The sequence below is a fragment of the Corallococcus sp. AB045 genome (assembly GCF_003668895.1).
Lineage (GTDB): Bacteria > Myxococcota > Myxococcia > Myxococcales > Myxococcaceae > Corallococcus > Corallococcus coralloides.
On record NZ_RAWN01000217.1, the window covers coordinates 1 to 15556 of the forward strand.

Genomic DNA, 15556 nt, shown 5'->3' on the forward strand with positions numbered 1-15556 from the left:
TGCCCCACCAGCCCCAGCGGCCCCGTGCCCGTGCGGCGGCGGAAGACGATGGGCGTCCCGGGCACGCTCTGCTTGCCCTCCGCCAGCTCGTTGCCGAACTTCATCACCGGCGTCGCGCCCGAGCACGACAGCTTGTAGATGGCCGCCACCCGGTCGCGCGTCAGCGCATGGGACATGGTGCGCGCCACGATGTGGCCGCCGTAGCCGTAGAACTGCGTCGTCGGCTCCCAGCCCACCTGCTTGCGCAGCTCCTCGAACTCGCGCGTCATCTGCGCGTCCAGGCCGTCCTCCAGGATGATGACCGGCTTGATGCCCAGGTCGCGCGCGCGTGTCACCGCGTACAGGTACTGGAGCTTCTTGTTCCCGGAGTCGAACCGGATGGAGTCCCCGCCCTGCGGCTCCTCCGAGATGAGCTTGAACGCCGCGGGGATGCCCGACGTCAGCGTGTCGAAGGTGTCCAAGAGGTAGCTGGAGCGCTGCGGCCGGCGCTCGTGCATCGCGCGGTAGGCCGCGTCGTCGGAGCCGTAGCGCTGCACGTGCTCGTGGCCCATGGTGCCCACGGGAATCATGCCCAGCACCCGCGCGCCCTCCACGTTGCTCGTGCGCTGCACGCCCGCGTCCTGGCACGCGCGCAGGGCCAGCTCGTGCTGCTCCAGACAGGTCGCCGCGCGCAGGCCCACCTCGAAGATGCGCGAGGGGTCCTCGACGACGTCCACCAGCTCCTGCACCTGCGCCCGCACCCGCCGCACGTAGCCTTCCGGGTCCACCTGGATGGACATGGCCCGCACGCCCACCTGGTCCAGCGTCTCCAGGGCGATGCGCTTCTCCTCCTCGCACGTCACCGTGGCCAGCGTCCGGGCCAGGGCCTCGCGGTCCTGCAGCGCCTGAGTGGCCACCTGGACGCGGTAGTTGAGCTGCAACAGCATCGGCTCCAGCCAGGACACCAGCGCGGAGGGGCCCGTGATGGTGAGGATGGGCTCGCGCGGCAGGAACAGCGCGCCCCGCGGAATGGCTCGCACGGACAGCTGCGCCTTGCGCAGGATGGCCGCCTTGAAGCCCACGCCCATCTCGTAGTCGTGGCGGGCGAGGAACGCGTAGTCGTCCGGCTGCGGCTCCGGCAGCAGGTTCTTCACCCAGGCCGCCAGGTCCAGCGGCATCACCTGGGGCCCGCCCTTGCGGTGCGAGTAGTAGAACGTTTCCTTCCGCAGGGGCCAGCCGGCCTCCGCCATGCTGAACTTGTAGCCATCCGTGGCGAGCAGTGACTGGGGCATCGGGAAACGACTCCTTATCGTTGACCCCGAGACTATGCGTGCCCCCCACCCCGTACCTAGGACCAAGGGCTCCGACGGATGCGGGAAACCACGGGTGACCCGTCACCTGTCTTTCCTCCTGCAACCGACACATTGGGGAATACGCTGGATGAGACAGGTGCGGTTAAGCTGTCACGACCCACAACGAAGCCAGGTGCCCATGCCCGCAGAGAACGAGACGCAGAAGGTCGAAGCGGTACTGCGCGAACATGCGATGAGCTACCCCGGCGCCCACGAGGACTTCCCCTGGGGCCACCGCGCGATGAAGGTCAATGACAAGACCTTCCTCTTCATGACCGTCGACGGCGAGAAGCTGAACCTCTCCGCCAAGCTGCCCGACTCGAAGGACGCCGCCCTCACGCTGCCCTTCACCGAGCCCACCGAGTACGGCCTGGGAAAGAGCGGCTGGGTGACCGCCCACTTCGACGAGGCCTCGCAGGTGCCGGTGCCCGTCATCAAGGCGTGGATCGACGAGAGCTACCGCGCCATCGCGCCGAAGAAGCTCGTGGACCAGTTGCCCGCCCGGGGTACCGCCGTCCCCGGCCCCGCCGCGAAGCCGGCCAAGAAGGCCGCCGCGGGCAAGAAGCCCTCCGTGCGCCGGGCCGTGGCCCCGGCGAAGAAGGCCGCGAAGAAGGTCGTGGGCAAGGTGAAGGCCGTGGCCAAGAAGGCCGCCGCCCGCGTGAAGACCGCGGCGAAGAAGGCCACCAAGAAGGTGGCGAAGACGGCCTCCGCCGCCAAGGCCAAGACGGCGCGCAAGGCCGCCGCTCCGGCCCGGGGCAAGCGCGCCGCCACCTCCGCGCCCAAGCGCGCCCGCCGCTCGTAGGCAGGCCCCACACGCGACGAGAAGGGGGCCCTTCGGGGCCCTGCCCTTCCCGCGCGGTGGGACTTCAGGAAGCGGCTACTTCTTGCTCCGGCCCATGGGGCCCTTGGCCGCCGCCTTCGCCACGGCCGTCTTGCGGCGAGCGGCCGGCGCGGACTTCTTCGCGGGCTTCGCCTCCGGCTCCACGAAGAGCTTGTCGTAGTCGCGCATGCTGCGGCGGATGACCTCCAGCGCCTCCTGCCGGTCGTAGACCTCCGCGATCTCCACGCTGCGCTTTCCCTCGCCCGGGATCTGCTTGTAGGTGAGGAAGTAGTGCTTCAGGCGGTCCAGCAGCGGGCGCGGCAGCTGCGCGATGTACTGGAGCTCGCCGTACACGAGGTCCGACTCCAGCACCGCGATGATCTTGTCGTCGGCCTCATTGCCGTCGACCATGCGGAAGCCGCCCACGGGCACCGCGTGCACCAGCAGGTTGCCGTTGGAGACGACCTTCTCCGTCAGCACGCAGATGTCGATGGGGTCCCCGTCGCCGAGGATGTCCTTGTGGCCGGTGCGCTCCGCGCAGCGCTTCGCCACCTGCTCGCCGCAGTACGTGCGCGGGATGAAGCCGTAGAGCGTGGGGCACTGGCTGCTGAAGCGCTGCGGCCGGTCCAGCATCAGGATGCCGGACTCCTTGTCCATCTCGTACTTCACGGCGTCCGTGGGGACGATCTCGATGTACGCGGTGACGACTTCAGGGGCCTCCGGCCCGGGCGCGATGCCGTGCCAGGGGTGGGCCTGCGACTGGGCCTGGGTGCTCTTCTTCATGAAATGTCTCCCGAGCGCTGGCGCGCCTCGGCGTACAGCCCCGCCACCGCTTCTTCCAGGCGGCGGGTAAGGGTATCCCGGTCAGCCAACGTCAGCCCTTCGGTGGGCACGGGCTTGCCCACCACCAACGCGACCCGCTGGCCCCACTGGATGGCCCGCCCGCCCTTGGGGAGGATGAGCCGCGTGCCGGAGACGGCCATGGGGACGACGGGGACCTGCGCCTGGATGGCCAGCGTGGCGGCGCCCTTCTTGAAGGGCCTCAGCTCGCCATCCGGGCTGCGCGTGCCTTCCGCGTAGAAGAGCACGCTGACCCGCTCGCGCAGCGCCGTCACGGCCTCCTGGAGCCGGGCCCGGTCATCCGCGCCGCCGGTGCGCTGCACGGGGATGTTGCCCGCGACGCGCATGGCCCGGCCGAACACGGGCACCTTGAAGAGCTCCGCCTTGGCGACGTAGCGCGTGTGCTTGTCGATGTGCGCGAAGTTCACCATCGCGTCGAAGTGCGACTGGTGGTTGCTCACGAAGACGACGTTGCCGTCCTTCGGGATGTTCTCCAGGCCGAAGGCTTCGTGCCGCACGCCCGCGGCCGCCAGCGCCGAGCGCCCCCAGGCCCCCAGCACCTTGTCCGCCGCCGGGTGCTGCTCCAACCCGGACAGCAGCGTCACCGTCGCGGACGTCACGCCCGTGAGGCCCACCGTGGCCGTGCCAGCGAACAGCGTCTGGAGCACCTTGAGCATCAGACGAACCCGTGGGCGGGGAACAGGAGGACGTCCTCGATGCGCTGGACCCCGAGCAGCAGCATCAGGATTCGGTCGAGCCCCACGGCGATGCCCGCGGACGGCGGCATGCGGCCCACCGCCTCCAGGAAGCGCTCGTCCAGGGGATACACGGCGCGGCCCAGCTTGCGGCGCAGCTCCTGCTCCTCCACCAGCCGCGCGCGCTGCTCCACCGCGTCCGTCAATTCAGAGAAGCCGTTCGCCAGCTCCAGCCCCTTCGCGTACAGCTCCACCCGCTCCGCCACGCGGCCGTCGCCGGGCTTCAGCCGGGACAGCGCCGCCATGGACGCGGGGTACTCGATGAGGAAGGTGGGCCGCTCGTGGCCGAGCCCCCGCTCCACCCGCTCCAGGAAGAGGTGGAAGAAGACGTCGTCGAAGGACGTGGAGTTCCCGGTGTGCACGCCCACGGCGTCCGCGGCCCGCTTGAGCGACGCGCCGTCCGGGTGCACGTGGATGTCCACGCCCGTGGCGCGCAGCACCGCGTCCCGCACCGTCACGCGCTCGTATGGCGTGCGCGTGAAGAAGGCGGGGTCCGCGACAGGGTCACCCTCCTTCGCGTCCGCCGCCACCCGGCCCGCCGCCGCCAGCGCGCCCTCCAGGTCGTCCATGATGGCGTGGTAGTCCGCGTGCGGCCGGTAGAACTCCAGCAGCGTGAACTCCGGGTTGTGCGTCTGGGATACCTCGCCGTTCCGGAACACCTTGCATATCTGGAACAGCGGCCCCGCGCCCTGCGCGAGCAGGCGCTTCATCGCGTACTCGGGGCTGGTGTGCAGGTAGAGCGTGCGCGCCTTGCCCAGGTCCGTCTCCGGGACGAAGGGCGTCTCGAAGGCGGAGATGTACGGCTCCATGCCGGGCGTGGGCACGAGCAGCGGCGTCTCCACTTCCAGGTAACCCTGGCCAGCGAAGAACTGTCGCAGGGCGGAGTAGAGGCCCTGGCGTCCCCGGGCCGCTCGCCATGGGTTTACGTTGGGCATCGGCGGGTCGGAAGTAACATGGGCGGCCCATGTCCCCAAGGATTCCGTCCCTCCTCGCCGCCGCCATGTGTTTGCTGAGCGCCTGTCACAAGGCGCCACCCCCGGTGGTGGTCCCCCCTCCCAGCGAGGAAGAACTGCTGACCGGAGAGGTGAACGCCCTGTCCACGGAGGCCGCGCTCCTCCTGGAGGAGCAGCACCGGCTCGTCTGGGACTTCTGGACGGAGGGCAAGGCGGTGGACATCGCCGCCACCTACAGCGGCAAGCAGGCGCTCTTCAGCCTGGAGAACCTGCGGCGCATCGACCGGCTGCGACACCTGACCAAGGACCCGCGCGAGCTGCGCGCCCTCACCGCGCTCCACGGTCACTTCGCCGGTGAGTTCCTGTCGCACGAGCTGGCCGAGCACAACGACGCCTCCGCCAACCTGGAGGCGTCCCTCAAGCTGAACGTGGACGGGCGCGAGGTGAGCTACCACGACCTGGAGCGGCTGCTCGCCAACGAGAAGAGCGCCCTCCGGCGCAAGGCGCTCTACGCGGCGGCCACGCCCGCGCTCACGCGCCTCAACCAGACGCTCCTGCGCCGCGAGTCACGCACCCGCGAGCTGGTGCAGCAGATGGGCTTCGAGTCCTACGAGGCCTTCGGCAGCGAGCTGCGGCAGGCGGACCTGGAGCGGCTGGCGCAGCTGGCGGAGGAAGTGCTCCAGGCCACCCAGGAACCGTACCGGCTGGTGATGGAGCGGCTCTCCCAGCGCGAGCTGGGGCTGCCCTTCGCGCAAATCACGCGCGCGGACATCCCGCGCCTGTTCCGCTCGCGCGAGGTGGAGGACGCGTTCCCCAAGGGCGAGTCGCTGGCGAAGGCCCAGGCCACGGTGGCGGGGCTGGGCATCGACCTGAACGCGCTGCCCAACGTGAAGGTGGACGCGCGCGACCTGCCGCGGAAGAACCCGCGTCCGCTGGCCCTGGCGGTGAAGGTGCCGTCCGACGTGAGGCTGTCCTTCAAGCCGGGCACGGGCGTGCTGCACCAGGGCCGCGTGCTGCATGAAGTGGGGCACCTCCTGCACACGGCCTTCACCCAGGAGGCCCGCTTCGAGCTGGCGCGGCTGGGCAACCCCACCGTGGGCGAGGCGTACTCCGCGCTCTTCGAGGACCTGCTGGAGGACCCGGTGTGGCTGGAGGAGAACGCGGGCGTGCTGGGAGATGCGGACAAGCGCGCCCAGTACCTGGCGGCCTCCAGCGCGCACAAGCTGTACCTCATCCGCCACGCTGCGGGCCGGCTGCTCTACCAGCTGGAGCTGCACCGCCGCACGGACGTGGATCCGCGCGAGCTGTACCGCGCGCTGATGGCGCGCACGGGCGCCATGCCGATGACGGCGGACGACGTGGAGCGATACCTCGTGGACCAGGAGGACTTCTACCAGTCCGCCGACAGCTTCCGGGCGTGGTTCCTGGCGGGGCAGCTCCAGGGTCAGCTGAAGGCGCGCTTTGGCCCGGCGTGGTGGCACGCGCCGGAGGCGGGCGCGTTCCTCAAGGAGCTCTGGGCCCGGGGCACCGCGCCCTCCGCGCGCGAAGTGACGCAGGCGATTGGTGAGAACGGGCTCGCGCCGGACGTGCTGCTCTTGCGGCTGAGCACCACGCTCCAGGTGCCCATGAAGCTGGACCTGCGCCGGTTGGACGACACGCCCGCGCAGCCGTCCCCACCGCCGGCGCCGCCTCCGGTGCCCCAGATGCCCCGGGCCCAGGCCACGTCGCTGGCCTCGTAGGCACACGCCTCCACGCCCCACCGGGCCCTTCCCGTCCCCGCCGGTTGCACGTAGGGTCCAGGGCCATGGTGTCCGTGAAACAGCTCCGTCCCTTCGCGGGAGCCTCGCTGGAGTCCTTCCGGTCCGCGTCCGGCGCTATCGCCCTCATCCAGCAGCCCGTGGACGCCGCCTTCAAGGCCGTGGTGGCCCCGGGCATGGTGGGCATGCGCACGGTGGGGATGGCGCACCGCTCGCGCATGGAGGAGCGGCTGCTCGCGATGCTGCGCGACTTCGACAACCTGGAGGTGCACTTCCTCCAGCCCAACCAGGACGGCGAGGAGTTCACCGTGGGCCGCACCGACGCGTGCGACCTCGTGGTGCCGGACCCCTCCGTCTCCCAGCACCACGCCACCCTGCGCTGGAACGCGGGCACCGGGGACTTCTCCGTGCGCGACGCCCAGTCCATGAACGGCACCTTCATCAACGGCGCGCCCCTGGGCTTCAAGGCCCAGGTGATGCTCCACGACGGCGCCACGCTGGCCTTCGGCGACGTGCAGTTCCTCTACCTGCGCGCGGAGACGCTGCACGAACAGCTGCGCCTCGCCGTGCCCGGCACGCCCGCCCCCTGAAACGCGCGAAGGCCCCGCCTCCACACAGGGAGACAGGGCCCTCGTTCAAGTCAGCGCGGACAGCCGCGGGACTACAGCAGCTTCATCAGCTCCGCGCGCTTGGCGGCGTACTCCTCGTCGGAGAGCACGCCCGCGTCCTTCAGCTCCTTGATCTCCTTGAGCCGCTGCGCCGGGCTGCGCGTGTCCGCGGGAGGAGCCGCCTGCGCGGGCTCCGCGGGGCGCTGCTGCTGCTGCTGCTGGTTGGCGAACATCTGCGCCATGCCGAACCCCATGCCCATGCCCATGCCCTGCATGGCGCCGTCGGAGCCGCCACCACCCTTGGCCATGCCCTCGGACGCGCCGAGCATCGCCTGCCCTTGCGCGTACTGCTGGAAGCCGCCCGCCAGCCGCGAGTACGCGACGTCCTTGGACAGCTTCTTCAGGGTGACTTCGTCCTCGGGCTTGATGCTGACGACGAAGTTGCCCATGCGGACGATGGTGAGGCCGTAGGAGTCCACGTGCGGCTTCAGGCCGGCGAGAATCTCCTGCTCCATCTCCTCCACGTAGGCGCCGCTCGTCACGTCCAGCAGCGGCCACTTCTTCTTCACCAGCAGCTCGGCGGTGCGGTCGCGCGTCACCTTGAGCACCTGGCCCTTGAACCAGCCCAGGAACTCCTCGTTGGAGGCGCGGCCCATGCCGACCAGGCCCACCACCAGCTTCTCCGGCTCCGTCACGCGGATGGAGAAGTCGCCGTACACCATGGTGCCGATGCCCAGGCCCGTCTCCGGGTCGCGCACGTCGCCAATGGGGCCGCCGAACTTCACGCCCGTGTGCTCACGGTTGGAGACGAAGAAGATCTCCGCCATGAACATGTTGCCGCCGGTGAAGCCCTCCAGCAGGCGCGACAGGAACGGGATGTTGTTGGTGTCCAGCGTGTGGCGGCCGGGCCCCAGCTTCCCCTCCACCTTGCCGTCCTTGACGAACAGCGCCACCTCATCCGCGTCCACGGTGAGCTGCGTCTTCATCCGGACGTTCTTCTCCGGATACTTGTAGACGATCTCACCCTTCGCGCTGTCCGCGCGGGCGATGAAGTTCCGCTGCGCCTCGCCCTTGATGCTGTCGAAGATCCCCATGTCTGTTTCAGCGCCTCCGTGGCCGCGTGGGCGGCAGGTCTTCAAAGCTTCGTATCCCCAACCCCTAAATGCGGGGCCGCCGGCGCGAAAGCGCCACCGCGCTTCACCCGGCATCCTGCCCGGAACATAACAGCTTCACGGGCGCCTGCCCGTCCGCCCGGCCCCCTGGCAGTCCACTCTCCAACCCGCCAGTGACTCAACCCCAGCGGCTGACCAGACGTTCCCGGTCCAGGAACCGGATGCTGGCCGCCAGCAGGATGAAGTCCAGCACCAGCACCACCGCGCCCTGGATGGCGTAGTACTCCACGCCCGCCTTGAGCACGCCGGCCACCTGGCCTCCCACCAGCCCCACCAGCGGCAGCACCACCAGCGCGGACAGCTGCTGCGCCATGCGCGCCTCGCTCACCCGGGCGGAGATGAGCACCGCGACGCCGTTGCCGAAGAAGGCGAACAGCGGCGCGAGCACGAACACGCCGAAGCCCCACAGCGCATTGGGCATCAGCGGCGCGCCCACCAGCGGCCACGCCACCCAGTCCACGCCCACGCAGAACAGCGCGAAGGCGACCCAGGTCAGCACCACCGCGGGAACCAGCGCGGCCAGGCACTTGCCCGCCACCAGCTCCGCCGCGGACACGGGCGACGCGAGCAGCGGCTCCAGCGTGCGGCGCTCCTTCTCCCCCGCCACGCTCTGGGACGCGATGAGGATGGGGATGAAGACGGGCATCACCAGGAACATGCCGAACCAGTCGGTGAGCGACTTGTCGATGAGGAAGCGCGCCGCGCTCGCGCCCAGGGGCAGCGTGGGGTCGTAGAAGAGCGCCACCGTGCGCAGGTCCGCGTGGTCCGGCTGGCGCACGTACGTCCACACCACGCCAATGGGCACCGTCACCATCACCAGCGGCAGCACCGCCATGGACACGAGCAGGCCCACGTTCTTGCGCAGGTCCAGCGAGTCCTTCCAGAACACCGCCAACGCGCGTCGCGGCCGGAAGGCCATGCTCACGTCTCCTCTTCCCGCAGCAGCTCCAGGTACACCTCTTCCAACGGCCGCTGCGCGGGCACCACGCTGTGCACGCGAGCCCCCGCCGCCACCAGGCGCGCCACCACGTCCGGCGCCCGCGCCTCATCCGCCAGCATCACCCGCAGGCGCCCGCCCTCCACCAGCACGTTGGGCCGGAAGGGCAGCGCCGCCAGCGCGGGAAGGAAGGCCTCCGCATTGCCCTCCACGCGCACGTCCAGCGACTGGCCCGCGCGGCGCAATTCGCGCACCGGGCCCAGCGCCAGCAGGCGGCGGCGCACCACGGCCACGCGCTCGCACAGCCGCTCCACCTCCGCCAGGTTGTGCGAGCACAGCACGATGGTGCGCCCCTCGGAGGCCAGCTCCGCCACCGCGTCGCGCACGGTGCGCGCGGACTCCGGGTCCAGGCCGCTGGTGGGCTCATCCAGGAAGATGACGCGCGGGTCGTGCACCAGCGTGCGCACGATGGCCAGCTTCTGGCGCATGCCCTTGCTGAAGCCGCCGCACGGGTCGTCCTCGCGGCCGCCCAGCCCGAAGCGCTCCAGGTAGTGCTTCGCCCGGGGCCACGCGACGGACTCGTCCATCTCATGCAGCTTCATGAAGAAGCGCAGGTTCTCCCGCGCGGTGAGCCGGTCGTAGAGCCCGGGCTGTTCGGTGAGCAGCCCCACCACCTTGCGCAGCGACTCGCCGTCGTGCGTGACGGAGTGGCCCCACACCTCCGCGTCGCCGCTGGAGGGCCTCAGCAGCCCCGTCAGCATGCGCACCGTCGTCGTCTTGCCCGCGCCGTTGGGGCCCAGCAGGCCGAACACCTCGCCGGGCCGCACGTCGAAGGTGAGGTCCTCCACGGCGGTGCGCTCGCCGAAGCGCTTCGCCAGTCCGCGGACGCGCAGGCCTCCCCTCGCGGGGGGCTCCGCGAGCGGGGGCGGGACGAGGATGCTCACTCGATGGTCACCAGGACGAACTTGTTGTTGATGTCCCGGTCGATGAGGGTGACGTTCTTGTCGGAGCCCACCGCGTTGCGCAGCAGGTTCACGCGGTTGTGCTCCACCAGCGCCCACTCGCGGCCGGGCCGCGCCGCGTACTGGCGCATGCGCGTGTTGGCGTCGTTGGCGCGGAACTGCTCCACCGTGTTGCGCGAGTAGAACGTCTCACCGCGCCAGTTCATCATGTACGCGGCGATGGGCTCGCCCGCCTTGCGCTGGTTGTAGTAGCGCCAGAACAGGTCGCGCTGCGTCCAGTGGTGGGACAGGTCCACCCAGTGGCCCCAGTTGAACCAGAGCGCGAACGCCGCGGCCAGGCCCCAGAAGGTGCTGAACAAGAGCACGCGCGAGCGCTGCAGCGCGGCGACCGCCGCCAGCACGCCGGCCACGCCGAACGCGAAGCCCATGCCCACCTTCACGTTGATGGTGCCGGACAGGGCCTTGAACAGCGCGTCCGACGCGGGCGGTCCCTTGAAGCCGCGCACCGCCAGCGCCACGCCCACCAGCGCCAGGCCGAAGCCCACCGCCTGCAACACCGTGCGCCCCGGCGCCTCCTCCGGCCGCGACGCCTGCCAGATGAGGAAGCCCGCGACGGCCAGCAGCGCCACGCCCCACAGCCCCATGGCGGACACCTGCCCCTGCGAAGCCACCGCCGCCAGCGTGGCCCCGCCGGTGAGCAGCAGGCCCAGCGCGATGGCACGCCCGGCGGCCGGGCGCTCCAGCTTCGCCTTGGAGGAGAACGCGTCGAAGGCCAGGTACACGCCGAAGGCCAGCAGCACCAGCGTCACCAGGTCGCCCATCCACAGCGGGCGCGAGGAGAAGAACGCGATGGGCTTGGTGACCAGGTCCTGCGGATAGGGCCGGTCGTAGTTGTAGACGAACAGGTCGGTGAAGTCCTTGGGGTTCTCCGCCAGGTCCTTGCCCACCAGGATGAAGAGAATCAGGCCGAAGATGAGGCTCACCGCGTGCTCGGAGATGCCGTCCCTCCACAGCCGGTCCACGAACAGCGCGATGAGGATGGCCAGGCCCGGCAGCACCGGGAACACGTAGTGGTGGAACTTCGTCGCGCTGGAGGCCAGCAGGTAGAACGCGAACGCCACCCACAGCACGGCGATGAGCGCCAGGTGGTCCGCCTTGTCCCGCGAGCGCAGCTTGAGGCGCGACACGACCGCGAACGCACCGGGCAGGAGCGCCACCCACGGGAAGATGGCGAAGCCGCCCTGTTCGATGAAGTAGGTGAACGACCCGCCCGGCGTGGTGGTGTGCACGCCCGCGGTGAGGCGGTTCAGGTGGTCGTGGATGAAGAAGCGGTACCAGAACAGCTTGCCCTCGTCGTCCACGCCGTTGAAGAGCACCAGCGTCAGGTACCAGGGCACCGCCACCGCCGCGAACACGAGGATGCCCGTGCCCAGCTTCATCCGGTACATCTGCGCCCACAGCACGGGCATGGTCCGCGTGCCCGCGCGCACCTGGGCGCGGACCTCGCCGCGGGTGAGCCAGCGCAGGTGCTCCTCCAGGCTCTCGCGGTTCCACGGGATGACGCCAGCGACCGCGTACAGCACCAGGATGACCGCGGGCAGGCCCACGCCCAACAGGCCCTTGGCCAGCGAGGCCAGGCCCGCGAAGACGTAGAACGCGTACCACCAGGCGGCGCGGTGCTTCGTGGTGTCATCCAACTGCCCGATGATCGCGCACGCCATGGCGCACACGAAGGTGGTGACGAAGGGCGTGTCGGTGACGGTCTGCCGGGTGAGCAGGAAGTACAGCGGCATGGTGGCCAGCACGAAGCCCGTGGCAAGGCCCGCGCGCATGTTCACCACGCGCGCCACCGCCAGCGACAGGAGCGCCACGGCGGTGATGCTCAGGAGCGCGAAGGGCATGCGCATGCCCCACTCCGTGTAGAGCCCCATGGCGCCGTCGCCGCGGAGCGCGCCGACGAGGTTCATCCCCAGCGCCTGCATCCACATGGTGAGCGGCGGCTTGGAGAAGAACCACGCGTTCTCCCAGAAGGGATAGACGTAGTCGCCGCGCTGGATCATCTCCCGGCCCACCTCGCCGTAGTGCGTCTCCCAGGGGTCCCACAGGCCGACCGCGCCCAGGTAGGGCACGAAGAGCAGCGCCGCGAAGCCCGCGGTCGCCAGGACCACGCGCGCGCTGAAGGACAGGGCCAGCCACCGCCGCCCCCATGAAGACGTCAGGGTGTCATCACCGAGGATGGCCTGGGTGAAGGTGGATTCCCCCTGCGAGTTCTTTTCGCCGTCGCTTGCCACGCGCGCGTGCTCCTTCGTCGTCCGGGACGGGCCACCGTGCACCCCATGGGGCCGGGGGGCTTATATCCCCACCACCCCCGCCGGTCGACCGACCTGGAAGGGAGTGCGTCGTTCTCGCGCCAGCGCACGCGCTGCCGCGTGCACAGGGGCTGTGCAGGCGCCTGCACAGCCGCACGGGCAAGTCCGCGAAAGGCCGTCCTCCAGCCAGGGGCACGGGCCTTGTAATGCCCCCCCATCACCAAGCCTGACCGCGTGGCCGGAACGCGAAGGGCCGCTCAATCTCAAGAGGAGCAGTGATGCTGGTTTCAGCGGTGACCCTGGGATGTGCCTTCCTGCTGGGGCAGGTGGAGGCGCCGGAGGGGACGGAGCCCCAGGCTCCGGTCGAAGCTCCGGTCGAAGAGACGGTGGAGGCAACGCCCCCCGCGGCGCCGGAGCCGTGGGACTTCCAGATGGCCGTTCCAAACGCGTCGTCTCCCCAGCAGCCCTATGGTGGGCAGGTGCGGTGCCTCGCCCTGCCGCCCACGCCCGCCGTGCCTTCCGGAGCGTGGCGTGCCCACTGCGACGACGTGAAGCGGGAGTGCCTGGTGTCGCCCGCCCATGAGCTGGACGTGGAGGGCCACGAGAAGGACCAGCCCCTGCAGCGGGTGGACCGGTGCGTGCCGAACCTGATGCCCACGGAGACGGCGCGCCAGTATCGCATGGTGCCCGCCATCGCGGAGGCGCCGCCGGGCTGGTACCGCGACGAGCGCGGGCGGGTGCTCCAGTACAACTTCGACCTGCACCGGCGCGTCTACGTGGGCGGGGCCTGGGCGCCGCGCTGGGTGCGCGAGACGGACCGCCTGGAGGAACGCGTGCGGGTGGACTTCGGCGTGGACCTGGAGTGGCCAGGAGACTCGGACCGGCTGCACCGGATGACGCTGCTGGACACGGAGCTGTACCTGGGGGACGCGCCCTCCTACGAAGCCACGCTCCTGCGCTACGACTTCCGCAGCCAGAATGACGCGCCGCTCTTCCGGGTGACGACCTTCTACGGCCGCCCTAGGCGCTTCGACATCTACGCCAACCTCGGCTTCTGGATGGAGGTGCTCCACGGCGAACAGGCGCGCCGCGAGGACGTGCACGCGGACTTCCTCTCCGTGGTCGCGACAAACGTGACGCTGGACCTGTGGCACTCGAGCGACCTCGTATCCTACGTGCGACTGCGGGCCGGTCCCGCCCTGGAGCGCGACCGGACGAACGGCTTCTTCACGCTCGTTCCCGCGGCGGCGCTGGAGGGGGACCTCACGCTGGACCGGGACGGATTCCACCACGTGCGCTTCGGCGCGGAGGCCCAGAAGGTGCTGTTCGCGGAAGCCGTGGAGGGCCGCCCCCTGCGTCCGGAGCGGCTGCGGCTGCGCGCGAGCTATGAGGTCATCGCCCTGGCCATCAACGACCAGCCCGTGAGCCTGACGCTGGACGGACGCGGGACGTGGCGTGACGACGTGGCGAACGCGCCCGCCGGCTGGGAGTGGTCCGCTCAGGCGGGCCTGCGCTTCTCCATGTGGGCCCCGGCCAGAAGGTCCGCGCCGTCGTCCTCTCCCGGGAAGGGCTAGGTCCGGGATGGTGGCGCTCGCGCTGGCATTGCTCCTGGGCACCACGCCCGGCCTGTCCTGTCAGGGCCAGACAGCGGCCGGGGAGACGTTCCCCACCTGCTTCGACCCCGGCACCGGCTGGGTGCTGGGCACCGCGCTGCGTGTGCAGGACGACGCGGAGGCCCTCGCCGTGCGCACGGGGCTCCTCGTCCGCACGGTGCGCTCGAGCGGCAGCAAGGCGGACTCGCTGTGGATCGACGCTCACCGGCTGCTCATGACGGAGGCGTGGGGCGGCGAGCAGAAGGGGCTGACCTTCACCGCGTACGACGGACTGCTGCGCAGGCACGTGGAGGAAGGCTCCCTCCTCGTCACCATCGGCCGGCCCCGGAACATCCCCTTCCCGTTCGACGTCGCCCTCGCCCTGCGCGCGGCGCACCTGGAGCGGCGCGTCTGGGAGGGCCCGGGCTGGACGCTGGAGACGGGCCGCGTGGGACTGCTGCTGGATCCGCTCCGCACGAACACGGAGTGGGGCTGGCTGGCCGTGGGCCCCGCCGCAAGCCATGCCCTGCGACACTCACCGGAAGGCACCCGGAACGAGGCGTCCCCCTTCACGTCCCTGCTGCTCGACGCGGGCTGGGAGACGCGGGATGGCAGGTGGGCCCTGCGCGCGACGGGGCTCGCGGGCTGGAGCTTCGACTTCGACGGCGGCGCCCACTTCCGGGCGAGGGGCGAGGTCGCGCTGGAGCACGTGCTCCTCGCGGTCAACGACGCGCCGGTCTTCGCGCGGCTCACCGCCACGGGAGTGCTGAACGACGCGGGCCTCTTCCGGCGCGACGAGGGGATGCTGGGCGCGGGGCTCGCGGTGCGACCGTTCGGCGAGCGCTGAACTCCCGCGTCACCGCCTCTGGGGAGCCGGCCCCGGCGCCTCGACCGCCGCCTTCAAGGCGCCCTCGGCCGCGCGCAGGCGCGCATTCCGAGGGTCCACGCGACGGGCCTCTTCCAGGCGCAGCAGGGCTTCGGCCGTATCCCCCTGCGCCAGCGCGCAGCGCACGCCGGCCTCCAGCGCGCCCGTGTCGGAAGGCCCATACACCCGCGCCTCCGCCGCGGAGTGACAGCCCGCCTCCACCTGCCCGGATTCAAAGTACGCGCGGGCCAGCTCCACGCGCGTGTCCACCTGCGTCGGCGCCAGCCGCACCGCCGACGCCAGGGGCTCTACAGCATCCGCCGGCAGCCCCCACCGCCGCAGCGCATGCCCCAGCTCCCGCAGCGGCCCCGCCACGCCCGGCACCAGCAACGCCCGGGCCCGGGCGACCCGCAGGCTCGCGGGTTCCTCGAAGCGCACGTCCGCCGTCATCCGCTCCACCACCCGCGCGTACGCCGGGTAGGCCTGTGGCCAGGTGAAGACGAGCCGGTACACCCACTCCCCACGTGGCACGAACCACGCCACCAGGTGCGTCCGCCCCCCCACCCCGTCCAGCTCCGCGCGGATCCGCTGCGCGGAGCTGGACGGGGTGGGGGGGCGGACGCACCTGGTGGCGTGGTTCGTGCCACGTGGGGAG

14 protein-coding genes are annotated in these 15556 nt (G+C 70.7%); 5 read left to right on the top strand and 9 right to left on the bottom strand.

Annotated elements, in window-relative coordinates:
- Nucleotides 1–1271 (bottom strand): nicotinate phosphoribosyltransferase (locus tag D7Y21_RS34550; protein ID WP_121717949.1); only part of this gene is annotated, 1271 nt, incomplete at its 3' end.
- 199 nt (nt 1272–1470) lie between these two features.
- Here D7Y21_RS34550 and D7Y21_RS34555 point away from each other — a divergent pair.
- Nucleotides 1471–2133: an MmcQ/YjbR family DNA-binding protein gene (locus tag D7Y21_RS34555; protein WP_120566827.1), complete on the top strand. Its 663-nt coding sequence runs from the start codon at nt 1471–1473 to the stop codon at nt 2131–2133.
- Between the two features lie 75 nt (nt 2134–2208).
- Here the strand turns inward: D7Y21_RS34555 and D7Y21_RS34560 are convergent, their stop codons facing one another.
- The 3 genes from D7Y21_RS34560 to epmA are packed head-to-tail and all read right to left on the bottom strand — an operon-like array spanning nt 2209 to nt 4681.
- Nucleotides 2209–2934: an inorganic pyrophosphatase gene (locus D7Y21_RS34560; protein ID WP_120566826.1), complete on the bottom strand. Its 726-nt coding sequence runs from the start codon at nt 2932–2934 to the stop codon at nt 2209–2211.
- Nucleotides 2931–3668 carry a 1-acyl-sn-glycerol-3-phosphate acyltransferase gene (locus tag D7Y21_RS34565; protein WP_233591911.1) on the bottom strand — a complete coding sequence of 246 codons (738 nt, stop codon included), beginning with the start codon at nt 3666–3668 and terminating at the stop codon, nt 2931–2933. The genes D7Y21_RS34560 and D7Y21_RS34565 overlap by 4 nt, the downstream gene beginning before the upstream one ends.
- A complete protein-coding gene (epmA, locus tag D7Y21_RS34570; RefSeq protein ID WP_120566824.1) occupies nt 3668–4681 on the bottom strand; it encodes an EF-P lysine aminoacylase EpmA in 1014 nt (337 codons plus the stop codon). The genes D7Y21_RS34565 and epmA overlap by 1 nt, the downstream gene beginning before the upstream one ends.
- A gap of 104 nt (nt 4682–4785) precedes the next feature.
- Here epmA and D7Y21_RS34575 point away from each other — a divergent pair, with 104 nt between their 5' ends.
- A complete protein-coding gene (locus tag D7Y21_RS34575) occupies nt 4786–6438 on the top strand; it encodes a chromosome segregation protein SMC (protein ID WP_370039676.1) in 1653 nt (550 codons plus the stop codon).
- Between the two features lie 65 nt (nt 6439–6503).
- Complete coding sequence (locus tag D7Y21_RS34580) at nt 6504–7046, top strand: FHA domain-containing protein (protein WP_120566822.1); 543 nt, start codon at nt 6504–6506, stop codon at nt 7044–7046.
- A gap of 71 nt (nt 7047–7117) precedes the next feature.
- On the opposite strand, the gene D7Y21_RS34585 is transcribed toward D7Y21_RS34580, so the two are convergent.
- The 4 genes from D7Y21_RS34585 to D7Y21_RS34600 all read right to left on the bottom strand — a co-directional run bounded on the left by D7Y21_RS34585 (nt 7118) and on the right by D7Y21_RS34600 (nt 12426).
- On the bottom strand, nt 7118–8158 hold the full coding sequence (locus D7Y21_RS34585) for an SPFH domain-containing protein (RefSeq protein ID WP_120566821.1): 1041 nt from the start codon (nt 8156–8158) through the stop codon (nt 7118–7120).
- A 196-nt stretch (nt 8159–8354) separates the two neighbouring features.
- The gene (locus tag D7Y21_RS34590; protein WP_120566820.1) at nt 8355–9155 is read right to left on the bottom strand and encodes an ABC transporter permease subunit; all 801 of its coding nucleotides are present in this window, start codon (nt 9153–9155) and stop codon (nt 8355–8357) included.
- 2 nt (nt 9156–9157) lie between these two features.
- On the bottom strand, nt 9158–10117 hold the full coding sequence (locus D7Y21_RS34595) for an ABC transporter ATP-binding protein (protein ID WP_120566819.1): 960 nt from the start codon (nt 10115–10117) through the stop codon (nt 9158–9160).
- On the bottom strand, nt 10114–12426 hold the full coding sequence (locus tag D7Y21_RS34600) for a glycosyltransferase family 39 protein (protein WP_120566868.1): 2313 nt from the start codon (nt 12424–12426) through the stop codon (nt 10114–10116). Before D7Y21_RS34600 ends, D7Y21_RS34595 begins: the two co-directional genes overlap by 4 nt.
- Before the next feature lie 296 nt (nt 12427–12722).
- Here D7Y21_RS34600 and D7Y21_RS34605 point away from each other — a divergent pair, with 296 nt between their 5' ends.
- Both D7Y21_RS34605 and D7Y21_RS34610 read left to right on the top strand, forming a co-directional pair.
- Nucleotides 12723–14018 carry a hypothetical protein gene (locus D7Y21_RS34605; protein WP_121717950.1) on the top strand — a complete coding sequence of 432 codons (1296 nt, stop codon included), beginning with the start codon at nt 12723–12725 and terminating at the stop codon, nt 14016–14018.
- 7 nt (nt 14019–14025) lie between these two features.
- Nucleotides 14026–14883, top strand: a complete 858-nt coding sequence (locus D7Y21_RS34610; RefSeq protein WP_121717951.1) for a hypothetical protein — start codon at nt 14026–14028, stop codon at nt 14881–14883.
- 9 nt (nt 14884–14892) lie between these two features.
- Here the strand turns inward: D7Y21_RS34610 and D7Y21_RS34615 are convergent.
- On the bottom strand, nt 14893–15556 hold a 664-nt coding region (locus tag D7Y21_RS34615; RefSeq protein WP_370039679.1), incomplete at its 5' end, for a tetratricopeptide repeat protein.